General features: G+C 65.0%; 20 protein-coding genes. All 20 read right to left on the minus strand.

Annotated features, from left to right (window positions below; translation table 11 throughout):
* Nucleotides 1-3 precede the first annotated feature (3 nt).
* The 20 genes from AACY13_RS02440 to AACY13_RS02535 all read right to left on the minus strand — a co-directional run bounded on the left by AACY13_RS02440 (nt 4) and on the right by AACY13_RS02535 (nt 24,252).
* Entirely contained in the window at nt 4-837 is an 834-nt protein-coding gene (locus AACY13_RS02440; RefSeq protein WP_339459046.1) for an urease accessory protein UreD, read from the minus strand.
* Complete coding sequence (locus tag AACY13_RS02445) at nt 834-1,250, minus strand: hypothetical protein (RefSeq protein WP_339459048.1); 417 nt, start codon at nt 1,248-1,250, stop codon at nt 834-836. The genes AACY13_RS02440 and AACY13_RS02445 overlap by 4 nt, the downstream gene beginning before the upstream one ends.
* A gap of 63 nt (nt 1,251-1,313) precedes the next feature.
* A complete protein-coding gene (urtE, locus tag AACY13_RS02450; protein WP_339459051.1) occupies nt 1,314-2,012 on the minus strand; it encodes an urea ABC transporter ATP-binding subunit UrtE in 699 nt (232 codons plus the stop codon).
* Between the two features lie 26 nt (nt 2,013-2,038).
* Entirely contained in the window at nt 2,039-2,890 is an 852-nt protein-coding gene (gene urtD, locus AACY13_RS02455) for an urea ABC transporter ATP-binding protein UrtD (RefSeq protein ID WP_339459054.1), read from the minus strand.
* A complete protein-coding gene (urtC, locus tag AACY13_RS02460; RefSeq protein ID WP_339459057.1) occupies nt 2,890-3,981 on the minus strand; it encodes an urea ABC transporter permease subunit UrtC in 1,092 nt (363 codons plus the stop codon). The genes urtD and urtC overlap by 1 nt, the downstream gene beginning before the upstream one ends.
* Nucleotides 3,981-5,552: an urea ABC transporter permease subunit UrtB gene (urtB, locus tag AACY13_RS02465; protein WP_339459059.1), complete on the minus strand. Its 1,572-nt coding sequence runs from the start codon at nt 5,550-5,552 to the stop codon at nt 3,981-3,983. The genes urtC and urtB overlap by 1 nt, the downstream gene beginning before the upstream one ends.
* 116 nt (nt 5,553-5,668) lie before the next feature.
* Entirely contained in the window at nt 5,669-6,937 is a 1,269-nt protein-coding gene (gene urtA, locus AACY13_RS02470) for an urea ABC transporter substrate-binding protein (RefSeq protein ID WP_339459062.1), read from the minus strand.
* Between the two features lie 214 nt (nt 6,938-7,151).
* On the minus strand, nt 7,152-7,748 hold the full coding sequence (locus tag AACY13_RS02475) for a MarC family protein (RefSeq protein WP_339459064.1): 597 nt from the start codon (nt 7,746-7,748) through the stop codon (nt 7,152-7,154).
* Between the two features lie 126 nt (nt 7,749-7,874).
* A complete protein-coding gene (locus AACY13_RS02480; RefSeq protein WP_445262514.1) occupies nt 7,875-10,658 on the minus strand; it encodes a response regulator in 2,784 nt (927 codons plus the stop codon).
* Between the two features lie 114 nt (nt 10,659-10,772).
* Nucleotides 10,773-12,062, minus strand: a complete 1,290-nt coding sequence (purD, locus tag AACY13_RS02485) for a phosphoribosylamine--glycine ligase (RefSeq protein ID WP_339459065.1) — start codon at nt 12,060-12,062, stop codon at nt 10,773-10,775.
* A gap of 198 nt (nt 12,063-12,260) precedes the next feature.
* Nucleotides 12,261-13,868: a bifunctional phosphoribosylaminoimidazolecarboxamide formyltransferase/IMP cyclohydrolase gene (gene purH / locus AACY13_RS02490; protein ID WP_339459067.1), complete on the minus strand. Its 1,608-nt coding sequence runs from the start codon at nt 13,866-13,868 to the stop codon at nt 12,261-12,263.
* A gap of 74 nt (nt 13,869-13,942) precedes the next feature.
* Entirely contained in the window at nt 13,943-14,263 is a 321-nt protein-coding gene (fis, locus tag AACY13_RS02495; protein ID WP_339459069.1) for a DNA-binding transcriptional regulator Fis, read from the minus strand.
* Nucleotides 14,260-15,258: a tRNA dihydrouridine synthase DusB gene (dusB, locus tag AACY13_RS02500; RefSeq protein WP_325505983.1), complete on the minus strand. Its 999-nt coding sequence runs from the start codon at nt 15,256-15,258 to the stop codon at nt 14,260-14,262. The genes fis and dusB overlap by 4 nt, the downstream gene beginning before the upstream one ends.
* Before the next feature lie 193 nt (nt 15,259-15,451).
* Complete coding sequence (locus AACY13_RS02505) at nt 15,452-16,729, minus strand: DUF3426 domain-containing protein (RefSeq protein ID WP_339459073.1); 1,278 nt, start codon at nt 16,727-16,729, stop codon at nt 15,452-15,454.
* A gap of 69 nt (nt 16,730-16,798) precedes the next feature.
* Nucleotides 16,799-17,677: a 50S ribosomal protein L11 methyltransferase gene (gene prmA, locus AACY13_RS02510; RefSeq protein WP_339459076.1), complete on the minus strand. Its 879-nt coding sequence runs from the start codon at nt 17,675-17,677 to the stop codon at nt 16,799-16,801.
* A gap of 287 nt (nt 17,678-17,964) precedes the next feature.
* Nucleotides 17,965-19,314, minus strand: a complete 1,350-nt coding sequence (gene accC / locus AACY13_RS02515) for an acetyl-CoA carboxylase biotin carboxylase subunit (protein ID WP_339459079.1) — start codon at nt 19,312-19,314, stop codon at nt 17,965-17,967.
* Nucleotides 19,315-19,331: 17 nt separating this feature from the next.
* Nucleotides 19,332-19,796 (minus strand): acetyl-CoA carboxylase biotin carboxyl carrier protein, encoded by a 465-nt coding sequence (accB, locus tag AACY13_RS02520; RefSeq protein WP_339459080.1) that lies wholly within the window; start codon nt 19,794-19,796, stop codon nt 19,332-19,334.
* Nucleotides 19,797-19,818: 22 nt separating this feature from the next.
* Nucleotides 19,819-20,268 (minus strand): type II 3-dehydroquinate dehydratase, encoded by a 450-nt coding sequence (gene aroQ, locus AACY13_RS02525; protein ID WP_339459082.1) that lies wholly within the window; start codon nt 20,266-20,268, stop codon nt 19,819-19,821.
* 120 nt (nt 20,269-20,388) lie between these two features.
* Nucleotides 20,389-22,161, minus strand: coding sequence for a protein-disulfide reductase DsbD (locus tag AACY13_RS02530; RefSeq protein ID WP_339459085.1), 1,773 nt, complete (start codon nt 22,159-22,161; stop codon nt 20,389-20,391).
* 126 nt (nt 22,162-22,287) lie between these two features.
* On the minus strand, nt 22,288-24,252 hold the full coding sequence (locus AACY13_RS02535) for a methyl-accepting chemotaxis protein (RefSeq protein WP_339459087.1): 1,965 nt from the start codon (nt 24,250-24,252) through the stop codon (nt 22,288-22,290).
* Nucleotides 24,253-24,259 lie beyond the last annotated feature (7 nt).

The raw sequence follows: 24,259 nt of genomic DNA on the forward strand, positions 1-24,259 counted from the left end.
GGTTCAGGTGCTCCAGATTCTTGGGGGAACGGCCGTGCGGCCGAGCAGGGCCGGGCGCAGCAGCTGCCAGAGTTCGATCAGCCAGGCGCGGGCGTGCAGGGCTTCGCTGGCCAGGCAACGGGCCACCAGCAGGCCGGGTAATTGGCTCAAATCGCCGCGTACTGGGCTGGTTAGATGACGGCAGCGCTCAAGCGACTCGGCGTCGATCTCGCCCGTGATCAGCAGGGTGGCAAATACCGGTTGGCCGCCCAGGCCGATGGGCGAGTCGAGCAGGCCATCGCCGCCGACTACGCGCTGGCGTTCGTGCCAGAGCAGTTGGCCGTCGCGGCGGATATTCAGTTGCGCTTGAAAGTGTCCGGCGTCGAAGCGCTCGCCGCTGGCGGGGCGGCCGAGGGCGACAATGTCCCAGTAGAGCAGCTGGGCATCGCCCAGCAGCTCGATCTCGGTGCTCAGTTCGGCCTGGGCGGCGGCGTAGACGATGGTTTCCTGCGGCAGCCATTCCAGGGTGGCCCCGGCTTCGACGCGCAGTTTGAGGCTCTGGTAGGCCGGGCCGGCGGCGCGATACCACTTGGCCGCGCCGGGGCTGGTCAGCTGCGCCCATGCACCGCTGCCGACCGTGGCCGAAATATCCAGGCGGTCGCCGCCGGCGATGCCGCCAGGCGGGTGCACGATGATGTGCTGGCACACCTGCGGGCCTTCGCCATACAGATGCTTCTGCACCCGCAGCGGGCCTTTGTGGCGGCGCAGGGTGGGGCGGGTGCAGTCGCCATCGCGGCCATAGCCCAGCTCCAGTTCGGCGTGCCAGCTGGGGGTAAAGATACTCGCGGGGGCGTTCACACGCTCACCTTGTTGCGCCGTTGCCACCAGCTTTGGCCAGCGGAATAGAGGGTCAGTAGCACCAGCCCGAGGCTGACCAGCAGCCACCATTGCAGGTGCATACCGTAGTAGGGCGGTGCGTGCATAAAACCGCTGAACCAGAACCCGGCTATTGCCAATGCGAGCAGGCTGGCGCACAGGGCACGGCCCCATGAGCGGCAATAGGACGTAGGGCGTAACACCGCGAGCAGCAGCAGGCATTCGGCGAGGATAAGCGCGCAGAAGGTCAGCACGGCTTGCATGGGGTAATCCGGCTCCGTGCCGGGCGGCAAGTGACGGCGCATCCAGTAGTCAGGCATAAAACCGCCCCAAATAACCATGGCCAGGCCCGTTGCGCTGGTCAGCGGCAGAAGCAGGTTGCGCAAGTGGTTCATCGCGTTCTCATATCCCTGAGCGAGGCGCCGATTATGCGCAAAGTACAGACTCGGCGTCGCCATTCAGATAGCCACCAGGCCACGTACGCCATCGGTTTCCATGGTCTCGCCTCGGCCCTGCTGGACGATCTCGCCACGGCTCATCACCAGGTACTGGTCGGCCAGTTCGGCGGCAAAGTCATAGAACTGCTCGACCAGCAGGATGGCCATATCGCCGCGTTCGGCGAGCTTCTTGATCACCACGCCGATCTCCTTGATCACCGAGGGCTGGATGCCTTCGGTGGGCTCGTCGAGGATCAGCAGGCGCGGTTTGCTCGCCAGTGCGCGGCCGATGGCCAGCTGTTGCTGCTGGCCTCCGGAGAGGTCGCCGCCGCGGCGCTGTTTCATCTCGCGCAGCACCGGAAATAGCTCGTAGATAAACTCCGGCACCACCTTGGCTTCGCTGCCGGGAAAGCGTGACAGGCCCATCAGCAGGTTCTCTTCCACGGTCAGGCGGCCAAAAATCTCACGGCCCTGTGGCACATAGGCGATGCCGGCGTGCACGCGCTGGTGCGGTTTGAAACCGGTAATGGCTTTGCCTTCCCATTGCACCGCGCCTTCTTTGGCCGGGATCAGGCCCATCAGGCATTTCAGCAATGTGGTCTTGCCTACACCGTTACGGCCAAGTAGGCAGGTGACCTCGCCGACCTTGGCGTCGAAGGACAGGCCGCGGAGGATGTGGCTACCGCCGTAATACTGGTGAAGCTGTTGGACTTGCAGCATGTCGATGTCCTTGTTTCTGCGAAGGGTCAGCGGCCGAGATAAACCTCGATCACCCGCTCATCGGCCTGCACCTGCTCCAGCGAGCCTTCGGCCAGCACGCTGCCCTGGTGCAGCACGGTGACGTGGTCGGCGATGGAACCGACGAAGCCCATGTCGTGTTCCACCACCATCAGCGAGTGCTTGCGTGCCAGGGACTTGAACAGCTCAGCGGTGAACTCGGTTTCGGCGTCGGTCATGCCGGCCACCGGCTCATCGAGCAGCAACAGCTGCGGGTCTTGCACCAGCAGCATGCCGATTTCGAGAAACTGCTTCTGGCCGTGCGAGAGCAACCCTGCGGGGCGATTGCGCGATGCATCGAGTTTGATCGTCTGCAGCACTTCGTCGATGCGGTCTTTCTGCTCGCCAGTCAGTTTGGCGCGCAGGCTGGCCCACACCGACTTGTTGGTTTTCTGCGCCAGCTCGAGGTTCTCGAACACGCTCAGGGCCTCGAAAACCGTGGGCTTCTGGAACTTGCGGCCGATGCCGGACTGGGCGATGTCCACTTCGCTCATCTGGGTCAGGTCGAGGGTTTCGCCGAAGTAGGCGACGCCGTTATCCGGGCGGGTCTTGCCGGTGATCACGTCCATCATGGTGGTCTTGCCGGCACCGTTGGGACCGATGATGCAACGCAGCTCGCCGACGCCGATATACAGGGTCAGGTTGGTCAGGGCCTTGAAGCCATCGAAGCTGACGTTGATGTCTTCCAGGGTCAGGATGGTGCCATGGCGGATGTTCAGCCCTTTGTTCGCCAGGGAGCTGGCGCCAATCGCATCGCGTCCGCTGCCGGCGGGATCGAAGGCGGGTTCGAGCATAAGTTCGGGGACCGGAGTGGCGCGCATCATTGCTCTCCTTTCTTACGCAGCAGGCCGATTACGCCTTTGGGTAAGAACAGCGTCACGACGATAAACAGCAAGCCCAGGGCGAACAGCCAGTACTCGGGGAAGGCCACGGTAAACCAGCTCTTCATCCCGTTGACCAGGCCGGCACCGAGCAACGGGCCGATCAGCGTGCCACGACCACCGAGGGCGACCCAGACGGCGGCTTCGATGGAGTTGGTCGGTGACATTTCGCTGGGGTTGATGATGCCCACCTGCGGCACATAGAGCGCGCCGGCCAGGCCACAGAGAACGGCGCTGAGTACCCAGATAAACAGCTTGTAGCCGCGCGGGTCGTAGCCGCAGAACATCAGGCGGTTTTCCGCGTCACGTAGTGCGGTGAGTACGCGGCCGAACTTGCTGCGCGCAAGCCGCCAGCCCAGGTACAGGCTGGCAACCAGCAGCGCCACGGTGGCGAGAAACAGCACCGCGCGGGTGTGCGCCGAGGTGATGTCGAAACCCAGAATCGTCCTGAAATTGGTAAAGCCGTTATTACCGCCAAAGCCGGTCTCGTTGCGAAAGAACAGCAGCATGCCGGCAAAGGTCAGGGCCTGGGTCATGATCGAGAAGTACACGCCCTTGATCCGCGAGCGGAAGGCGAAGAAGCCGAATACCAGGGCCAGTAAACCGGGGGCCAGCACCACCAGACATAGCGCCCAGAGGAAGTTGCTGGTGCCGTACCAGTACCAGGGCAGCTCGGTCCAGGCGAGGAAGCTCATAAAGGCCGGCAGGCCATCACCGGCTGCTTCGCGCATCAGGTACATACCCATGGCGTAACCGCCCAGCGCAAAGAACAGGCCGTGGCCGAGCGACAGCAGGCCGGCGTAACCCCAGACCAGATCGAGCGCCAGGGCGACGATGCAGTAGCAGAGGATCTTGCCGACCAGGGTCAGGCTGTACGCCGATATATGCAGGGCGTTGTCCGCCGGGAGCAGGTGCAGCAGCGGCATGGCCAGCAGCACGGCGAGAACCAACAGGCCGATGGCGATTGAGACTTGCGGACCGAGCTTGGCGCTGGCGCGGGCCAGCAACGTTTGGTTGAGTGGCATAGTCATCAGTCGATCACCCGTCCTTTCAAAGCAAACAGACCTTGCGGGCGTTTCTGAATAAACAGAATGATCAGCGCGAGGATAAGGATCTTGCCGAGTACGGCACCGATCTGCGGTTCGAGAATCTTGTTGGCGATGCCCAGACCAAAGGCCGCCATCACGCTACCGGCGAGTTGGCCGACGCCGCCGAGTACCACCACCAGGAACGAGTCGATGATATAGCTCTGGCCGAGATCGGGGCCGACGTTGCCGATCTGGCTCAGGGCCACGCCGCCGAGGCCGGCGATGCCAGAGCCGAGGCCGAAGGCGAGCATGTCCACCCGCCCGGTCGGCACGCCGCAGCAGGCGGCCATATTGCGGTTCTGCGTCACGGCACGGACGTTGAGGCCGAGACGGGTCTTGTTTAGCAGCAGCCAGGTCAGCACCACCACAAACAGGGCGAAGCCGATGATCACGATGCGGTTGTACGGCAGCACCAGGTTCGGCAGCACCTGAATGCCGCCGGATAGCCAGTAGGGGTTGGCCACCTCGACGTTTTGTGCGCCGAACAGCACCCGCACCAGCTGGATCAGGATCAGGCTGATGCCCCAGGTGGCCAGCAGGGTTTCCAGCGGGCGGCCGTAGAGGTGACGGATCACCGTGCGCTCCAGGGCCATGCCGATGGCCGCGGTGACGAAGAACGCCACCGGCAGCGCGACCAGCGGGTAGAGCGCCAGGGCTTCTGGAGCGAACCGCTGGAACAGCACCTGCACCATATAGGTGGAATAGGCACCGAGCATCAGCATCTCGCCGTGGGCCATATTGATCACCCCGAGCAGGCCGAAGGTGATGGCCAGGCCCAGCGCTGCCAGCAGCAGGATCGAGCCGAGGCTCAGGCCGCTAAAGGCCTGGCCGAGCAGTTCACCGATCAGCAGTTTGCGTTTGACCTGGGCCAGGCTGGTTTCCGCGGCGGTACGCACTGTCGGGTCACTTTCCACGGCCGGATCAAGCAGGGTTTCCAGGCGAGTACGGGCCAGTGGGTCGCCGGTTTCGCCGAGCAGGCGTACAGCGGCCAGGCGCACGGCCGGGTCGCTGTCGACCAGCTGCAGGTTGGCCAGGGCCAGGGTCAGGGCGTCGCGCGCCGCATCATCGGTTTCGCTGGCGACCTGGGCGTTGAGCAGTTGCAGCTGGGCCGGCTTGGCACTCTTCTGCAGTTGCCTGGCGGCGGCCAGGCGCAGCGCAGGCTCTTCAGCGAGCAACTGATGACTGGCCATGGCGGTGCTGATCAGACCGCGCAGGCGGTTATTCAGGCGTAGCTTCTTGGGTGCTTCGACCGGCTGTGCGTTGCCTTCGGCGGCCTGATAAGCACCACTCACTTCGATAAAGGCGGTCTTGCTGCTGTCGGCGGCTACGCGGCCTTGTTGCAGGGCTTCGAGCAGCGGTAGGCGCGCGCTGTCGGGGGCGGCGGACCAGCGTTCCAGCAGGCTGGCCTGCTTGGCCGGGCTGGCGGCGACAAAGTCCTGGGCGTCACCGGCGTGCGCGGCCAGGGGCAGCAGCAACAGCAGGCTGAGCAGAATTCGGGTAAGGGCGATGGGCATGGGGCAGTCCTTTGGGAATGCCATCCGCAGCGCTGACGCTGCGGATGGCCAGCCTTGGCCCGGATCTTATCCGGGCAGGGCGTTCCCGGATAAGATCCGGGCTTACTTGCAGGTGCTTAGTTCGACTTCACCGCGTAATCCGGCTTCTTGTCGTTGCCTTCGATATAGGGGCTCCACGGCTGGGCGCGGATCGGGCTGCTGGTTTCCCAGACCACCGAGAACTGACCGTCTTCCTGAATCTCGCCGATCATCACCGGCTTGTGCAGGTGGTGGTTGGTCTTGTCCATGGTCAGGGTGTAGCCGCTCGGCGCGGCGAAGGTCTGCCCGGCCAGGGCGTCGCGGACCTTGTCGACCTCGGTGCTGCCGGCCTTCTCGACGGCTTGTGCCCACATATGGATGCCGACGTAGGTGGCCTCCATCGGGTCGTTGGTCACGGCCTTGTCGGCACCCGGCAGGTTCTTGGCCTTGGCGTAGGCCTTCCACTTGTCGACGAACTCGCTGTTGACCGGGTTCTCCACCGACTGGAAGTAGTTCCACGCGGCGAGGTGGCCGACCAGCGGTTTGGTGTCGATGCCGCGCAGTTCTTCCTCGCCCACCGAGAAGGCCACCACCGGCACGTCGGTGGCTTCCAGGCCCTGGTTGGCCAGTTCCTTGTAGAAGGGCACGTTGGAGTCGCCGTTGACCGTGGAGATCACCGCGGTCTTGCCGCCGGCGGAGAACTTCTTGATGTTGGCCACGATGGTTTGATAGTCGCTGTGGCCGAAGGGGGTGTAGACCTCTTCGATGTCCTTCTCGGCCACGCCCTTGGACACCAGGAAGGCGCGCAGGATCTTGTTGGTGGTGCGCGGGTAGACGTAGTCGGTGCCGAGCAGGAAGTAGCGCTTGGCCGCGCCGCCGTCTTCGCTCATCAGGTACTCGACCGCGGGGATGGCCTGCTGGTTGGGCGCGGCACCGGTGTAGAAGACGTTCGGCGACAGTTCTTCGCCTTCGTACTGCACCGGGTAGAACAGCAGGCCGTTGAGCTCTTCATAGACCGGCAACACGGATTTGCGCGACACCGAGGTCCAGCAGCCGAAGGTGACGTCGACCTTGTCCTGGGTCAGCAGCTGGCGACCGCGTTCGGCGAACAGCGGCCAGTTGGAGGCCGGGTCGACCACCACGGGTTCGAGTTGCTTGCCGAGTACGCCGCCCTTGGCGTTGATCTCGTCGATGGTCATCAGCGCCATGTCTTTCAACGAGGTTTCGGAAATAGCCATGGTGCCGGACAGCGAGTGGAGGATGCCGACCTTGATGGTCTCGGCGGCCTGCACGGTGAACGGGAACAGACCGCTGAGCAGCAGGGCGCTGGCGGCAACGGTGGATTTCAGAAAGGGACGACGTTTCATTGTTATGGCTCCGTGCGCAACGATTGGGAGAGACCTAGGCGTCCGACAGGTTCCTAGTGGTCGTCAGTCCAATGGCAGCATCCGTGCCAAGCGCCGCAAAGCCCTGTTTTAGAAGGCGTCGGCGCGATCAGGAGGTAATCGCCGGGTTGGCCGATGCGCCCCTTTGGTGCGCCCGCCCGGCCGAAACGGCGCTCTACGGTGGTGGTGCACCGAGTTAGAGCGTCAGGTAATTCTTTACCCCGGTAAAGATGATCTGCGCAGCCAGGGCGCAGACAAACAGGCCCATCAGGCGGCTGACGATCTGCAGGCCTTGATCGCCGAGCAGGCGTTCGAACTGGTTGGACAGGTACAGCACCACGCCGACCGTGAGGCTGGCCAGGAAGATGCCGACTACCGCCAGCAGCTTGTCGTCCCAGTGCGGCTGGCTGGCCCCCATCAGCAGCAGGGCACCGATGGTGCCGGGGCCGACGGTGAGCGGGATGGTCAGCGGCACTATGGTCACGTCCTGCTGCACGTTGTCGCTCTGCACCGCCGGTTTGCCCTGGGCCATGCCCAGGGCCGAGATAAACAGCACGCTGCCGGCACCGATGCGGAAGGCGTCGATGGTGATGCCGAACAGGGTGAAGATGTGTTTGCCGAACAGGTACAGCAGTACGCTGGCGATCAGCACCCCGGTCGCCACCTTCCAGGCCAGGCGCTTGCGTTCCTTGACCGTATAGCCGCGGCTCAGGCCGATAAAGCAGGACAGCACGAAGAAGGGGCTATAGAGCACCAGCAGTTTCAAATACAGGCTGAACAGCGCGGACGCCATGGAAAAGACTCGTCTCGTGGAGTGGGTGGGAGTGTAGAGGCAGGCCGGCGTTAGCGTCGCCGGGCTGACGCATGATCCGGGATTCGCCCCGGCCTCGCCAGTGCCGGGCGGGCCGAGGTTCGCCGCTTATGACAGCAGGGCATTGCGCTGGCGGCGAATTTCCCGCTCGGCGACCCAGTGTTCGATCAGCTCGCGCAGCTGCGACAGCTCCACCGGCTTGGACATATGGCCGTCCATCCCGACCTGGCGCGCGCGCTCCTTGTGTTCGTTGAGGATGTGCGCGGTCAGGGCCACCACCGGAGTGCGGTTGCGGTGCTCGGCGGCTTCCCAGGCGCGCAATTGCTCGGTGGCGGAGAAGCCGTCGAGCACCGGCATTTCGCAGTCCATCAGCACCAGATCGTACTGCTGGGCTTTCATCGCGCTGAGGGCTTCCTCGCCGTTGCTGGCGGTGTCGGGCTGCAGGTTGAGCTTGCCGAGCATGCCACGGATCACCTTGGTGGAGATGCTGTTGTCCTCGGCCACCAGGATGCGGAAGTCGCTGGGGACATTCAGTGGGGCGCTGACCGCGGTCGGGGTGAACAGTGGCGAGTCGCCCTTGCCGCGCTGGGCCAGTTCGTCGGCCAAGGTGGTGCGCAGGGTGTAGCCGGCCACCGGTTTGGCCAGGATGCGTTTGATCCCGGCGTTGCGCGCGATGATCTTGCTCGGCGCATTGCTGATGCCGGTGAGCATGATCACCAGGATGTCGTGGTTGAGGTTGGGGTCTTCCTTGATCCGCGCGGCCAGCTGCATGCCGCTCATGCCGGGCATGTCCTGATCGAGCAGCACGGCATCGAAATACTCATGCAGGTGCGCCTTGGTACGCAGCAGGGCCATGGCCTCCTTGCCCGAAGGCACGGCGCTGACCTGCAGGCCCCAGGCGCTGCACTGCTGCACCAGGACCTTGCGGCAGGTGTCGTTGTCGTCGACCACCAGCAGCCGTGCACCCTGCAGCGAGGCGTCGAGGTCGGCGGGTGGCTGCTCCAGGCGGGTGCTGTCCAGCGGCAGGCTGACCCACAGGGTCGAGCCCTGATTGCCACCGCTCTGGATGCCGAACTCGCCGCCCATCAGGCGTACCAGCTGGCGGGCGATGATCAGCCCCAGGCGGCCGCCGAGCTTGGTCGCGGCGAGGAAGTCCTTGCTGTGCAGCTCGGCGTTGAGCAGGGCATCGCGCTCGCTGGCATCCAGTGGCTTGCCGCTGTCCTGCACGGCGATGCGCAGACGCGGCTTGTCGTGGCTGGTGTCGAGGGCCACGACCAGAAGGATTTCGCCTTCGTCGGTCTGCTTGAAGGCGTTGTCCAGCAGGCTCAGCAGGGTCTGGCGCAGGCGCGTGGGGTCGCCGCTGATCACCCGCGGTACCTGCGGCTGCATAAAGCTGATCAGTTCGACCTTCTGCTGCTCGGCCTTGGCGCGGAAGATATCCAGGCTGTCTTCGATCAGGGCATTGAGGTCGAACTGCACGTCGTCCAGCTCGATCTGACCGGATTCGAGCTTGGAGATATCGAGAATTTCGTTGATCAGGGTGAGCAGCTCGTTGCCCGAGCTGTGGATGGTCTGCACGTAATCGCGCTGCTTGGCCGAGAGCGGCGTGCCGAGCAGCAGCTCGGTCATGCCCAGTACGCCGTTCATCGGGGTGCGGATTTCATGGCTGATCTTGGCGAGGAATTCGGCTTTGGCTTTCAACTCCGCCGAACTGGCGGCCAGGGCGCGGCTGGTACTGAACTGGTCCTGCATGATGCGTCGCTGTCGCTCGCTCAGGGCCATGCTCAGGATAAAGCTGCTGACTACGGTCATGGCCAGCAGCCCGTAGGCCAGCCAGTCGGTCTGCACCGCCCAGTAGCCGAACAGGATCGGCAATGCGCCGATAAAGGCCACGCAGAACAGCAGCACGGCCAGGCTGAACAGGCGTGCCGGGCGGTAGCCGTGGTACCAGTGCGACAGCGAGACCAGCAGGATGCTCAGCCCGGAGAGCGCGGTCAGCAGGTAGACCAGTTGGTTGAACTGCAGGCTGGTGGCCACCAGCAGGGCCACGCAGAGCAGGCTGATCAGCCCCACCTCGATGCTCAGCAGGTAGTTCAGCGGCGTGCGCGGGCAGACCTGGCGGAAGAAACTGGCGGTGAACGACAGCGCGCAGAGCATGGCCGCGAGCATCGACAGGTTGGCGATCTGCGGCTGCAGGCTCTGCAGCTCGCCGAGCCAGGGCGTGCTGATGCCCAGCAGGCTGACGGCGCTCAGCAGCACGCAGGCCTGGGTCGCGGCCAGCCACAGGCCGCTGGGGGCCCGGGTATAGGCGAAGCGCACGAGGTTGTAGAGCACCAGCATGGCCATGCCGCCGAGCAGCAGGCCGAAGAGTATGCCGCGGCTGTCGTCGGCAGCCATGCTCTGCACGCTGTGCAGGCCGATGGTCGGGCGCAGGGCGTGCTCGGAAGCCAGGCGCAGGTAGATGTCCACGGGAGCATCGAACTGGGGCAGGGGCAGGAGGAAGTCGCGACTGGCCAGCGGGCGGCTGGAGAAGGGCAGGTGGCTGCCGGTATGGGTCTGGGCGATCAGTTGGTCGCCGTGCAGTACATAGAGGTCGAGGTAGGCCAGGTAGGGGGCGAAGACCCTGAGTATCCGGGCCTCGGCGCTGGCCGGCAGGCGGTGGTGCAGCCACAGCGCGGCATTGTTGCCGGGGGTGTACAGCGCGGCCAGGTCGGTGCGGGCGAAGCGCGCCATCTGCCGGGGCGTGCGCACGTCATCCAGTTGCAGTTCGGCACCGGGGTCGGCCAGTTGCGCCCAGACAGCCTGTGGCTCCGCCTGGGCGGGGGCTACCGCGAGCGCCATCAGCAGCAAGCTGCCGAGCAACAGGTATGTGGCATTCCTCAGCCGGCGCACGGTGAATTCCCTTCGAAAGTAAGTGGTCGGATTATAGCCAAGCTGTACCGTGACGAAATATGACAAAGGTGGCCATTTGGCCACCTTTGCAGGGCTTTAGCGCTGATTCGGTCTTCAGCCTTCGCCGCGTTCGCGGGCAATGGCACGGTAACCTATGTCATGCCGATAAAAACAGCCATTCCAGCTGATCTGCTGTGCCAGGCGATAGGCCTGCTGCTGGGCGTCGGCGACACTGGCACCGATGGCGGTGGCGCAGAGTACGCGACCACCGGCGGTGACCACCTGGCCATCCTGCAGAGCGGTACCGGCATGGAACACCTTGCCGTCGATCTGTGCGGCGGCGTCCAGGCCTGCGATCACCTCGCCCTTGGCGTAGTCGCCCGGGTAGCCGCCGGCAGCCAGGACCACGCCGACGGTCGGACGCGGGTCCCACTTGGCTTCGACCTTATCCAGCGCCTTGGCCAGGGCGGCTTCGACCAGCAGCACCAGGCTCGACTCCAGGCGCACCATGATCGGCTGGGTTTCCGGGTCGCCGAAGCGGCAGTTGAATTCGATAACCTTGGGCTTGCCGGCCTTGTCGATCATCAACCCGGCGTAGAGGAAGCCGGTGTAGACGTTGCCTTCGCTGGCCATGCCGCGCACGGTGGGGTAGATCACCTCGTCCATCACCCGCTGGTGCACCGCGGCGGTGACCACCGGGGCTGGCGAGTAGGCTCCCATGCCGCCGGTGTTCGGGCCGCTGTCGCCGTCGCCGACGCGTTTGTGATCCTGGCTGGTGGCCATCGGCAGCACGTTGGCACCGTCGACCATCACGATAAAGCTGGCTTCTTCGCCATCGAGGAATTCCTCGATCACCACCCGCGAACCCGCCTCGCCAAAGGCATTGCCGGCGAGCATGTCGCGCACCGCGTCTTCGGCCTCGGCCAGGGTCATGGCGACTATCACGCCCTTGCCCGCGGCCAGGCCGTCGGCCTTGATCACGATCGGCGCGCCGACCTTTTGCAGGTAGGCCAGGGCCGGCTCGACTTCGGTGAAGTTCTGGTAGTCGGCGGTGGGGATCGCGTGGCGGGCGAGGAAGTCCTTGGTAAAGGCCTTGGAGCCTTCCAGCTGCGCGGCGGCGGCGGTCGGGCCGAAGATGTCCAGCTTGCGTGCGCGGAACAGGTCGACCACGCCTTTGACCAGCGGCGCTTCCGGGCCGACGATGGTCAGCTGCACGTTCTGCTCGGCGAAGTCGGCCAGCTGCTCGATGGCCAGCACGTCGATGGCGACGTTTTCACATTTGGCTTCAGTGGCGGTGCCGGCGTTGCCGGGGGCGACGAATACCTTCTGCACGCGCGGGTCTTGCGCGACTTTCCAGGCCAGGGCGTGTTCACGACCGCCGCTGCCGATAATCAGTATGTTCATGTTTCTCTCCCAATGGAGGCCGGCGTATGGCCGTTTGGTGGATAAGCGAAGCGTTATCCACCCGACAAATTTCGAGGTCGCGATCGGGCTGGTAGATGCAAGGCGTCCGGCGCTTCACCCAGCGCAGTTGCTTTCTGGCAATGAGCATGGGGGGAGGGCCGGACAACGCCGCAGATGCCTGTCCGAGTGCGGCCGGTTTTAGTGCCTAAAGTGACGCATGCCGGTGAACACCATGGCAATACCGGCCTCGTCGGCGGCGGCGATGACTTCCGCATCGCGCATCGAGCCACCCGGCTGGATCACCGCGGTGATGCCGTTGGCGGCGGCGTTGTCCAGGCCGTCGCGGAAGGGGAAGAAGGCGTCGGAGGCCATCACCGAACCGGCGACCTGCAGGCCGGCATGCTCGGCCTTGATTGCGGCGATACGGGCGGAGTTCACTCGGCTCATCTGGCCGGCACCGACACCGATGGTCTGGCGGCCCTTGGCATAGACGATGGCGTTGGATTTGACGAACTTGGCCACTTTCCAGGCGAAGATCAGGTCATGGATTTCCTGCTCGCTGGGCGCGCGCTGGGTGACGATCTTCAGGTCGGAGGCAGCAATCATGCCGATATCGCGGCTCTGCACCAGCAGGCCACCGTTGACCCGCTTGAAGTCCCAGCCGGCGCTGCGCTCGGCCGGCCATTCGCCGCACTCGAGCAGGCGCACGTTGGCCTTGGCGGCGACCACGTCGCGGGCGGCCTGGGAAATTTTCGGGGCGATGATCACTTCGACGAACTGGCGCTCGACGATGGCCTGGGCGGTCGCACCGTCCAGCTCGCGGTTGAAGGCGATAATGCCGCCAAACGCAGATTCTGTATCCGTGGCGTAGGCCAGTTCGTAGGCCTGACGGATACCGCCTTCGGCGTCGGTGGCCACGGCCACGCCGCAGGGGTTGGCGTGTTTGACGATCACGCAGGCCGGCTTGACGAAGCTCTTCACGCATTCCAGCGCGGCGTCGGTGTCGGCGACGTTGTTGAACGACAGCTCCTTGCCCTGCAGCTGGATGGCGCTGGCCACGCTGGCCTCGCCTTTGTCTGCTTCGACGTAGAACGCCGCGCTCTGGTGCGGGTTTTCGCCGTAACGCATTTCCTGGGCCTTGATGAACTGGCTGTTGAAGGTGCGCGGGAAGGCCCCGCGCGCTTCGGTACTCAGGGTGTCGCGGCTCTGGTCGATGGTGCCCAGGTAGTTGGCGATCATGCCGTCGTAGGCCGCGGTGTGCTCGAAGGCTTTCAGGGCCAGGTCGAAGCGCTGGGCGTAGCTCAGGCCGCCGGCTTTCAGCGACTCGAGGATGCCGGCGTAGTCGTCCGCGTTGACCACGATGGCCACGTCTTTATGGTTCTTCGCGGCGCTGCGCACCATGGTCGGCCCGCCGATATCGATGTTCTCGATGGCGTCGGCCAGGTCACAGCCGGGCTTGGCCACGGTGGCGGCGAAGGGGTAGAGGTTGACCGCGACCAGGTCGATCGGCTTGATGCCGTGCTGTTCCATTACCGCGCCGTCGAGGGCGCGACGGCCGAGGATGCCGCCGTGGATCTTCGGGTGCAGGGTTTTGACCCGGCCGTCCATCATTTCCGGGAAGCCGGTGTAGTCGGCGACTTCCACTGCGGCTACGCCGTTGTCCTTGAGCAGCTTGTAGGTGCCGCCGGTGGAGAGGATTTCCACGCCAAGGGCGGACAGCTCGCGAGCGAATTCGAGGATGCCGGTCTTGTCGGAAACACTGATCAAGGCACGGCGAACGGGGAGGCGGGTGGTCTGGTCGGTCATTTCAGAGTCCATCAGGGCGGAAGTATCAGCAAAAAAGGCGGCTGTTGTGGGCCGCCCTTTTCGGGAGTTCGGGGTCAGAGCAGGTCGTACTGCTTGAGCTTCTTGCGCAGGGTGCCGCGATTCAGGCCGAGTAGTTCGGAGGCCTTGGTCTGGTTGCCCTTGACGTAGTTCATCACGGTTTCCAGCAAGGGGGCCTCGACCTCGGTGAGCACCAGGTTGTAGACGTCGGTGACGTCCGCGCCTTCGAGGTGGGCGAAATAATTGTGCAGGGCTTTCTCGACGCTGCCGCGCAGGGTTTGCCCTTCTTCGCTCGGCGTGTTGAGGTGCTGTTTCAAACTGCTGTTGTCACTCACAGGAGCCATTCCACTCTCTAAAGTCTCGCTCAACATCGTCATGCGGCCACCCCTTCTCCATTGTTATGCCGTTCGCCGAAAAACTCGCGAACGTTGGCGCATTGCGCGTCCGTACTGTCCAGACGATTGAAGTGGGCGCGGAACTCCCTGGCGCCCGGCAGGGTTGCGAGATACCAACTGACATGCTTGCGGGCGATACGTACGCCCATTACATCGCCGTAGAAGGCGTGCAGTGCCGTCAGGTGCTCAAGCAGAATACGTTCCACTTCGAACAGGCCGGGTGCCGGGAGCTGTTCACCGGTACGCAGGTAGTGTTCGATCTCACGGAATATCCATGGCCGGCCTTGGGCGGCACGGCCGATCAGCAGGCCGTCGACGCCGGTGGCGGCCAAGACGGCCTTGGCCTTCTGTGGCGAGTCGATATCGCCATTGGCCAGCACCGGTATCGACAGCGCCTGCTTGATCGCGGCGATGGTGTCGTACTCGGCCTCGCCGGTATACAGGTCGGCGCGGGTCCGGCCGTGTACGGCCAGGGCGACTATGCCGGCGTCTTCGGCGATCTTCGCCACCTCGACGCCGTTCTTGTTCTGCCGGTCCCAGCCGGTGCGGATCTTCAGGGTCACCGGCACGTCCACGGCGGCGACCACCGCCTGGAGGATCTCGCGAACCAAGGCCTGGTCTTTCAGCAGGGCGGAGCCGGCGGCCTTGTTGCAGACCTTCTTGGCCGGGCAGCCCATATTGATGTCGATGATCTGCGCGCCCAGTTCGACATTGCGCCTGGCTGCCTCGGCGAGCATCTGCGCGTCGCCGCCGGCGATCTGCACCGAGCGTGGTTCGGGATCGCCTTCGTGGACCATGCGCAGGCTCGACTTGCGGGTATTCCACAGGCGCATATCGCTGGTGACCATCTCCGACACCACCATGCCTGCACCCAGCCGCCGGCACAGCTGGCGGAACGGCTGGTCGGTGACGCCCGCCATGGGGGCGAGGATCAGCTGGTTGGGCAATGTATAGGGGCCGATGCGTAGCGCCGACATAGGGCTTCCCTGCTCAATAGACCTGCGAAGAGATCTGCTGTTGAGGCCGATAGGAGAGTGCGAAAAAGGGTGGGCATGATACCCGCTCTGGATGACCGGAGAAAGGCTGTTTTGAACAAATTCTGAACAGCTCTCGGCTTATCGCGAAGGGTTTGGTTGCGGGGGGATTTCCAGCCAATTCGCCAGGTGCGCCTTATTCCGGCGAGTGGAAGCTCAGGCTGTAGTTCACGGCCTGGGTGCCCGGGTCGAGGATGTCCAGGGCAATATGGATGGGGGTTTGCGGCGGCATCTCGGCCTTGCCGGCGAGTTCGCCTGCCAGGTATTCGCTGGGCTTGAAGCGGCGACTGGCGAGGAGCTGGCCGTTGATATCGGCGAAGCGCATCTCCAGCAGCGGGAAGGGCTGGGAGAAGGGTGCGCGGTTGTAGAGGATGGCGTCCACCACCAGCGCGCCGCTGAATTCGGGGTGGCTGCGCACCACCAGGTTGCTGCTCTTGACCTGGGTGATATCGACCTTGGACGGCAGCTGGCAGCCGAGCAGCGGGCAGAGTTGTTCGAACCAGGGGCGGTACTGGTCCTGGCGGGCCAGTTCGTTGAAGTGGTAGTTCACGTACTGGGTGGCCAGGGCGCTGGCCGCGAGCAGGTTCAGCAGGCCCCAGCCGAGCCAGCGGCCCCAGGGCTTTTTCGCCGGCTGCCAGTCCAGTTGCAGGGGATCTTCGTCGAGGTCGAACTGGTAGCTATCGCGCAATTCGGGTTCGCTGCGTGCCGTCAGGCTGGGTGTGGCCTTGCGCGGCGCAGCGGGCGCGCTGTCGACCGCGTCCTCGTCATCGTCTTGTTCCGGCAGTGGTTCGCGTTCGGCGCGCAAGCCGAAGTGCTGTTCCACGGGTTCGGCGTCATCCTCTGCCGCGGCGAGCGGCTCGCCCTCAGGCGTATCCGCTGGGGCGGCGGCCGGTTTCTGAGCGGGAGGTGTCGGCGCTGCACGGGAGGCTGGCGCAGCGGGCGCGGATTGGCCCGCGTCCTCGTGCAGTAGCGCTTCGGCCCAGCGTTCGTCATGCGCATCGGCCTCTTCCGGCTCGGCCGCCGGGAAGCTCTCGCTGCGGCTGGGAGCCTGGTCGATGGCCAGGAACTGCCTGGACAGTTGTTGTTCCTGTTCCTCCAGCTTGGCCAGTTCCTCATCCAGATCGAGGCTGTCGAGATCCAGGTCGTCGTGAATCCACAGGGTCTCGTCGGCTTTGTCGCTCGGCGCGGCACTGCTCGCAGGGGGCGACGCTGGCGGCGCTGTGGGCGCTGGCGCGGGTTTGTCCGGCGCGGCGGCCGACAGTTGCGCGCCCTGTTCGCGCAGTTGTTGCGCCGCATTGAACACATGCAGGCAGGCCCCGCAGCGCACGGCACCATGGGCGGCTCCCAGCTGCGCGAGATTGACGCGAAAGCTGGTGCGGCAATGGGGGCACTGGGTGACGAAACTCTGGGTCATGCGGCGATCCGGCTAAACAGGAGGATTAGTCTAACCCAAGTGCCCGGCGAGCAGCAGTCGGGCGCGCGGTCAGCGGCGTACGCCGCTGATGCGTACCCAGCCGTCTTTGTCGGCGGTGGGGTCAAGGGCAAAGGCGTCGGCATAGGCGGCGCGCACCTCGTCGGCTTGTTCGGCGAGGATGCCCGACAGCGCCAGGCGGCCGCCGGGCTTGACCAGGCAGGTGATCTGCGGGGCCAGCGCCACCAGCGGGCCGGCGAGGATATTGGCGACCACCACGTCGGCCGGCTGTTGCGGCATGTCGGCCGGCAGATAGAGCGGGAAACGCGCCGGGTCGATGCCGTTGCGCCCGGCGTTGTCGCGCGAGGCTTCGATGGCCTGAATGTCGATATCGGTACCCACCGCCTGCGGCGCGCCAAGCAGCAAGGCGGCAATCGCCAGGATGCCCGAGCCGCAGCCGAAGTCGATCACGCTGCAATCCTGCAGGTTCTGGCCGTCCAGCCATTCCAGGCACAGGGCGGTGGTGGGGTGGGTGCCGGTGCCGAAGGCCAGGCCCGGGTCGAGCAGCAGGTTGACCGCGTCGGGCTCGGGTGCGGCATGCCAGCTCGGCACTATCCACAGGCGCTGGCCGAAGCGCATCGGCTGGAAACCGTCCATCCAGCTGCGTTCCCAGTCCTGATCGGCGATCACTTCGGCCTGGTGCTCGGGCAATTCGGCACCGGTCAGCAGTTGCAGATGAGCGAATACCGCCTCGGCCGGGGTGTCGGCCTCGAACAGGGCGAGCAGGTGGGTGTGCGACCACAGCGGGGTGGTGCCCAGGTCCGGCTCGAAAATTGGCTGATCTTCGGCGTCCATAAAGGTTACCGACACGGCGCCCACTTCCAGCAGGGCGTCTTCGTAGGTTTCGGCCTGCTCCGGGGTGATGGCGAGACGGACTTGTAACCAGGGCATGGCAAACCTCGTGAGCACTGTGGCGTGATGGTGCAAATTGGCGCGCAGCTTACTTGAAGCGGTGGGGCGGCTGCCACCGCCGCGCCGCGCAGAAACGACAAGGGCTGCCGAATGGCAGCCCTTGTCTAGAGCCTATTTATGATCTGCTGCGCGTCGGCCCTGCTGCGTTAAAAACAGGCTCGGAATGCTCATTTACACCAGTAAACTCCGCTTTCTCGCCTGTTTTTGCCTTGCATGACTCTAGCTCGCGAGATCCTAAACAGGCTCTGATCGCGCTATGCCGAAGCTTAGTGCTTATCCATACCGAGTTTCTTTTCCAGGTAGTGGATATTCACCCCGCCCTTACAGAAGCCCTTGTCGCGGACCAGGTCGCGGTGCAGGGGCACGTTGGTCTTGATGCCGTCGACGACGATTTCATCCAGGGCGTTGCGCATACGGGCCAGGGCCTCGTCGCGGGTCGCGCCGTAGGTGATGATCTTGCCGATCAGCGAGTCGTAGTGCGGAGGCACGGTGTAGCCGCTGTACAGGTGTGAATCCATCCGTACGCCGTTGCCGCCCGGGGCGTGGAAGTGCTTGACCTTGCCGGGGCAGGGCATGAAGTTGTCCGGGTCTTCGGCGTTGATCCGGCATTCCAGGGAATGGCCGCGGATCACCACGTCGTCCTGGGTAAACGACAGCTTGTTGCCGGCGGCGATGCTGAGCATCTCCTTGACGATGTCGATACCGGTGACCATTTCCGACACCGGGTGCTCGACCTGGACGCGGGTGTTCATCTCGATAAAGTAGAAGTGGCCGTCTTCGTAGAGGAACTCGAAGGTGCCGGCACCGCGGTAACCGATCTCGATACAGGCGTCGACGCAGCGCTTGAGCACTTCGGCGCGCGACTGTTCGTTGATGTACGGTGCCGGCGCTTCTTCCAGGACCTTCTGGTGGCGGCGCTGCAGCGAGCAGTCGCGGTCGCCCAGATGGATGGCGTTACCCTGTCCGTCGGACAGCACCTGGACTTCCACGTGACGTGGATTGCCGAGGAACTTCTCCAGGTAGACCATCGGGTTGCCGAACACCGAACCGGCTTCGCTGCGAGTCAGCTTGGCCGATTTGATCAGGTCTTCTTCCTTGTACACCACGCGCATGCCGCGACCACCGCCGCCGCCGGCGGCCTTGATGATCACCGGGTAGCCGACGTCACGGGCAATCGCCAGGGCGACTTCTTCGTCTTCCGGCAGCGGGCCGTCGGAGCCGGGAACTACCGGCACGCCGGCGCGCTTCATGGCGTCCTTGGCCGAGACCTTGTCGCCCATCAGGCGAATGGTGTCGGCTTTCGGCCCGACAAAGGCGAAGCCGGAGTTCTCCACCTGTTCGGCGAAATCGGCATTTTCCGCGAGGAAGCCGTAGCCGGGGTGGATGGCGGTGGCACCGGTGACTTCGGCGGCGCTGATAATCGCCGGAATATTCAGGTAGGACAGGGCACCGGACGCCGGGCCGATGCATACCGACTCGTCGGCCAGGCCCAGGTGCATCAGTTCGCTGTCGGCGGTGGAATGTACCGCGACGGTCTTGATGCCCAGCTCTTTACAGGCGCGCAAGACGCGCAGGGCGATCTCGCCGCGGTTGGCGATCAGAACTTTTTCCAACATCGCAGGCTCTCCGCGGTTCAAACGATGGTGAACAGGGGCTGATCGTATTCCACCGGCTGGCCGTTCTCGCCCAGGATGGATTCGATGGTGCCGCTGGTTTCTGCCTCGATGTGGTTCATCATCTTCATCGCCTCGACGATGCAGAGGATGTCGCCTTTCTTCACGCTCGAACCGACTTCGACGAAGTTGCCCGAGGTGGGGCCGGAGGCGCGGTAGAAGGTGCCAACCATCGGCGAACGCACCACGGTGCCATTGAGCTTCGGCGCGGCTGGCGCAGCGGCTTCGGCAGTGGCGGCCGGGGCGGGTGCGGCGGCAGCTGGTGCTGGTGCCGGAGCCGGGGCGTACATGGGTTGTTGCATAAAGGCCGGCTGCTTGCTGTGACGGCTGATGCGTACGGACTCTTCGCCTTCGCGAATCTCCAGCTCGTCGATGCCGGACTCTTCCAGCAGCTCGATCAGTTTTTTGACTTTACGAATATCCATAGTTTTTCAACTCCCGGTGAGGTCAGGGGCGCTTAAGTTCAAGTTGTTCGAGTGCAGCCTCCAGGGCCAGTCGATAACCGCTGGCGCCAAGGCCGCAGATCACCCCTACAGCTACATCGGAAAAGTAGGAGTGATGGCGGAAAGCTTCGCGTTTGTGCACGTTGGACAGGTGCACTTCGATGAATGGGATGCTCACCGCCAGCAATGCGTCACGTAATGCGACGCTTGTGTGGGTAAAAGCGGCGGGATTGATCAGAATAAAGTCGACACCTTCGCCCTGTGCGGCGTGAATGCGCTCGATCAGTTCGTACTCGGCATTGCTCTGCAAATAGAGCAGATGATGGCCGGCTTCGCGGGCGCGACGCTCCAGGTCCAGGTTGATCTGCTCCAGGGTGGTGGAGCCGTAGGTGCCCGGTTCACGGGTGCCGAGCAGATTTAGGTTGGGGCCGTGCAGCACCAAGAGGGTAGCCATGATCCTGTGTCCTTGTTTTTACACTCGCAGGACTATGCCGGAGTCGCCTTGCGACTGTCCAGTTCTCAGCAATAGCCTGCACGATGACCGTAGTTTGCGCCATTAATGTGACTGACTTGCTTAAAAGCGTTCGCGCGCCTGGCTCAGGCGGGCGGCAAAAGCGCTGGCATCGATCTCGCCGACGACACGCAAATCCCGCCATTCGTTGCCCTTGGCGTCGAACAGCAGGATCGCCGGTGGCCCGAACAGCTGGTAGCGGTCGAGCAGGGCGCGTTGCGCGGCGTTGCTTTCGGTGATGTCGAAGCGCAGCAGTTGGTAGTCGCCCAACTGGCTGCCGACCTGCGGGGCGCTGAGCACTTCGCGCTCGATCACCTTGCAGCTGATGCACCAGTCGGCGTACCAGTCGAGCAGCAGTGGCCGGCCGGCGTTCTGCGCGGCGCTGAGGGCCGCCTCCAGTTGCGCCGGGGTGCTGATGGTCTGCCAGCTGCCGGCTTGTTGTGGGCTGGCCTGCAGGCTGGGCGCGGCGTCGCGGCCCAGGGGGCGCAGCGGGTCGTCCTGACCTTGCAGGGCCCCGGTCCAGGCGGCCAGGGCGTAGATCAGCAGCGGCAGGCCGAGCAGTTGGGCGAGCTTCTGGTGATGGGTCTTGGGGGTCAGCTCCAGCGCGCCGAGCCACAGGGCCACGCCGGCCGCCAGCAGACCCCACAGAGCCAGGCTGACCGGCCCCGGCACCACCCGCTCGAGCAGCCAGATGGCCACGGCCAGCAGCAGGGCACCGAACAGGTTGCGCACGGTGAGCATCCAGGGCCCGGATTTCGGCAGCAGCGCGCCGCCGCCGACGGCGAACAGTACCAGCGGCGCACCCATGCCCAGGCCCAGGGCCAGCAGTTTCAGGCCGCCGCCCAAGGCGTCGCCGCTGGCGCTGATATACAGCAGGGCACCGGCCAGCGGGGCGGATACGCAGGGTGACACCAGCACGCTGGAGAGCACGCCGAGGGCGGCCGCGCTGACAACGGTGCCGCCATGCAGGCGCTGGCTCAGGCGCTGCAGGCGGCCGTCGAGGGCCGCCGGCAGGCGCAGTTCGATAAAGCCCAGGCTGGCCGCGCCGAACAGGGCGAAGAAGATGGCGAACGGCACCAGCACCCAGGGCGACTGCAGCCGCGCCTGCAGATTGAGTTCGGCTCCGAACAGGCCCATCAGTGCGCCGAGGATGGCAAAGCTCAGGGCCATCGGCAGCACGTAGGCCAGCGACAACACCAGGCTGCGCACGCCGCCCGGCTGGCCGCGCAGCACCACACCGGTGAGGATCGGCAGCATCGGCAGCACGCAGGGGGTGAACGTCAGGGCTAGGCCGCCGAGGAAGAACAGCGCCAGGTCGGTCCAGCGCCAGGGCGTCGCGGCATCCGGGCTGCTGGTGCCGGCGGACGCTGCGCCGCCGCCAATGGCCAGCACCGTGGTTTCCGGCGGATAACACAGGCCCTTGTCGGCGCAGCCCTGGTAGTTGACGCTGAGGTTGAACGGCAGATTGTCTGGGTTGTCGACCTGCACCTCGATATCCAGCACCTCGTAGTACACCTCGACATCGCCGAAGTACTCGTCGGTCTTGGCCTGGCCGGCCGGTAGAACGACCTCGCCCAGGCGCACGCTCGTCGGTTCGGCACTGAAGCTGAACCGATGACGGTAGAGGTAGTAGCCCTCGGCGGCGACGAAACGCAGTTTGACCGACGCACTGGAGCTGTCGATCAGGTTCAGCTTGAAGGCCTCGCTGACCGGCAGGAAATCCGCGCTGTTGTTCAATGCCGCGCCCAGTTGCGCAGGTACGGGGCGCTGGTCGAACAGGCCGGCGCTGGCGGGCAGGACCAACAGAAGCAGGAACAGGCTGAGTAAACGGTGCATGGCGGGCTCGTGATGCGGGCGTTCGCGCATCATAACGGAGCCGGCGTGCCGAGGGCACGGCCCAGGCTGTAAGCGGTCTTGTCGGCACGCTAAAAGGGGCGCGGCAGATTGCCGCGCTGGTGGCCGTCAAACGCGAAAAGCCTGCACCGCGGTATGCAACTGGCCGCCCAGGTGCAGCAGCTGCTCGCCCTGGTTGCGCCCCTCGCCGATGCGCAACAGGTTGTCGCCGCCCAGCTTGTGGATGCGCTCGCTGTGGCCGCGGATCTCGCTGACCGCACCGCTCTGCTGGGCGGTGGCGTCGGCGATGCGCTCGGCCATGCTGGCGATGGTGCGGATCGCCGCGACTATCTCGTCCAGCGCGCCATCGGCCGCTTCGGCCTGGCTGGCGGTCTGTTCGGCATGCTCGACCTGGGCGCGCATGGCCTGTACCGACTGCAGAGCGGCCTGCTGCAGGCGGCCGATCAGCGCCTGGATCTCGGCTGTCGCGCCGCTGGTGCGTTGCGCCAGCGAGCGCACCTCGTCGGCCACCACGGCAAAGCCGCGGCCCAGCTCGCCGGCCCGCGCGGCCTCGATGGCGGCATTCAGGGCGAGCAGGTTGGTCTGCTCGGCGATGCCGCGAATCACCGTCAGCACCTTGTCGATGGTGGCGGTTTCCTCGGCCAGGCGCTCGATGGCCTGGGCGTTGCCCTGCACCTCGCCGACCAGCGCGTGCAGGCCATCGAGGCTCTGGCCGATCACCTGTTGTCCCTGGCCCAGGGCGCGGTCGGCGTCGCGGCTGGCATCGGCGGCCTGGCTGGCGTCGCCGGCCACCTGCTGGATGGTCGCCTGCAGCTCGCCGAGGGCGTCGTGGATCTGCGCGGTATCGCCGGCCTGGCGCTCGGCCCCGCCATGCAGGCCGCCGCTGAGCTCGGCCAGGGTGCGACTGGAACCCACCACCTGTTCGGCGTGCTGGCGGATGGTGCCGACCAGATCGACCAGGTAGGCGCGCAGGCGATTGAGCGAGGCCTCGATATCCGCCAGCTCGCGGATCTGTGAACCCAGACGGATATCCGTGGCGAAGTCGCCCTGGGCCCAGGCGGAGAGGGAGGGCACCAGGCGGGTGAGGATCTGCGTCAGGCGGCGCTGGATGCGGTCGATCAGCAGAGCGATCAGCAGGATCAGGCCGATCATCAGGCCCAGAATCAGCTGCACTTCGCCCTGGATACGCCCGTGCTCGGCGCGCACCAGGGGTTTCAGGGCGGCCAGGGCCTGCTGCACCCGATCGACCTGGGCGCGGGTGCTGCTGGCCAGTACGCCGCGTTGCTCGATCAGCTCGCGGGTGCGCTGCAATTCGGCCGGATAGCGGTTGATCAGGTTGGCCAGGTCGCGCTTGAGGGCGATGCCGCGGTCTGCGGCCTGGTTGTTTTCGTTGACCGTGTCCAGTCCCAGCAGGTCGGCAAAGGCGTTGCCGGGGGACTGCTCGGCCTCGACCACGCCGAGCAGCGGCAGGGCATCCAGTCGCCGGGCCTGCTTTTGCAGGGCGGCCAGTTCGCGTTCGACCTCGCTGACCAGTTCGCCGCGGCCACTGCTGACCAGCTTGCCCCGAGCATGGCCCAGGCGCGTCAGGTGGCGGGCGGCATTGAATAGCGGGCGGCGATAGTCGGCGGCGCTGGCGGGTTCGCCGTTGTCGGCGTAGCTCGCCAGTTGTTCCAGTGCCGCGTCCATTTCCCGTTCGGCCTGCAGCAGCAGCCCCTGGGGGTCGCCGGACAGTTTGCCGGCGGCCAGCAGCTGGTCGGCGCTGAAGCGCTGCAGTTCGCTCAGACTGGGGCGCAGGTTTTCCGCCAGCTGTGCCGGCAGCTCGGTGAGCGCCAGCTCCAGGGCGGCCAAGGATTGCAGGGCGGCGCTATGGCGCAGGGCGTCGCCGCTTTCCAGGTAGGCGGCGATGTTCTGCGCGCTCTCGTCCTGAAACTGCTGCGACAGGCTCAGGTAGCGCTCCATCAGCTGGTAGGGGCGCTGCAGGGCGCGCTGCGACCACCAGAGCGTCGCCGCCAGGGCCACGCAGACCGCGACCAGCAGCAGGGTATTGAGGTTGGTAAGGGATTTAAGACGCATGGGGCTC

It is taken from the genome of Pseudomonas sp. EA_105y_Pfl2_R69 (genome assembly GCF_963970915.1).
Classification (GTDB): domain Bacteria; phylum Pseudomonadota; class Gammaproteobacteria; order Pseudomonadales; family Pseudomonadaceae; genus Aquipseudomonas.

Excerpts from the sequence above, each read along its gene's own strand:
- urtA (WP_339459062.1), bottom strand. The coding sequence starts at position 6,937 with ATGAAACGTCGTCCCTTTCTGAAATCCACCGTTGCCGCCAGCGCCCTG.
- urtD (WP_339459054.1), bottom strand. The coding sequence starts at position 2,890 with ATGCGCGCCACTCCGGTCCCCGAACTTATGCTCGAACCCGCCTTCGAT.
- AACY13_RS02445 (WP_339459048.1), bottom strand. The coding sequence starts at position 1,250 with ATGAACCACTTGCGCAACCTGCTTCTGCCGCTGACCAGCGCAACGGGC.
- accC (WP_339459079.1), bottom strand. The coding sequence starts at position 19,314 with ATGTTGGAAAAAGTTCTGATCGCCAACCGCGGCGAGATCGCCCTGCGC.
- AACY13_RS02475 (WP_339459064.1), bottom strand. The coding sequence starts at position 7,748 with ATGGCGTCCGCGCTGTTCAGCCTGTATTTGAAACTGCTGGTGCTCTAT.
- purH (WP_339459067.1), bottom strand. The coding sequence starts at position 13,868 with ATGACCGACCAGACCACCCGCCTCCCCGTTCGCCGTGCCTTGATCAGT.
- urtC (WP_339459057.1), bottom strand. The coding sequence starts at position 3,981 with ATGACTATGCCACTCAACCAAACGTTGCTGGCCCGCGCCAGCGCCAAG.
- dusB (WP_325505983.1), bottom strand. The coding sequence starts at position 15,258 with ATGTCGGCGCTACGCATCGGCCCCTATACATTGCCCAACCAGCTGATC.
- AACY13_RS02505 (WP_339459073.1), bottom strand. The coding sequence starts at position 16,729 with ATGACCCAGAGTTTCGTCACCCAGTGCCCCCATTGCCGCACCAGCTTT.
- AACY13_RS02530 (WP_339459085.1), bottom strand. The coding sequence starts at position 22,161 with ATGCACCGTTTACTCAGCCTGTTCCTGCTTCTGTTGGTCCTGCCCGCC.
- urtB (WP_339459059.1), bottom strand. The coding sequence starts at position 5,552 with ATGCCCATCGCCCTTACCCGAATTCTGCTCAGCCTGCTGTTGCTGCTG.
- AACY13_RS02535 (WP_339459087.1), bottom strand. The coding sequence starts at position 24,252 with ATGCGTCTTAAATCCCTTACCAACCTCAATACCCTGCTGCTGGTCGCG.
- accB (WP_339459080.1), bottom strand. The coding sequence starts at position 19,796 with ATGGATATTCGTAAAGTCAAAAAACTGATCGAGCTGCTGGAAGAGTCC.
- urtE (WP_339459051.1), bottom strand. The coding sequence starts at position 2,012 with ATGCTGCAAGTCCAACAGCTTCACCAGTATTACGGCGGTAGCCACATC.
- prmA (WP_339459076.1), bottom strand. The coding sequence starts at position 17,677 with ATGCCCTGGTTACAAGTCCGTCTCGCCATCACCCCGGAGCAGGCCGAA.
- purD (WP_339459065.1), bottom strand. The coding sequence starts at position 12,062 with ATGAACATACTGATTATCGGCAGCGGCGGTCGTGAACACGCCCTGGCC.
- aroQ (WP_339459082.1), bottom strand. The coding sequence starts at position 20,268 with ATGGCTACCCTCTTGGTGCTGCACGGCCCCAACCTAAATCTGCTCGGC.
- fis (WP_339459069.1), bottom strand. The coding sequence starts at position 14,263 with ATGACGATGTTGAGCGAGACTTTAGAGAGTGGAATGGCTCCTGTGAGT.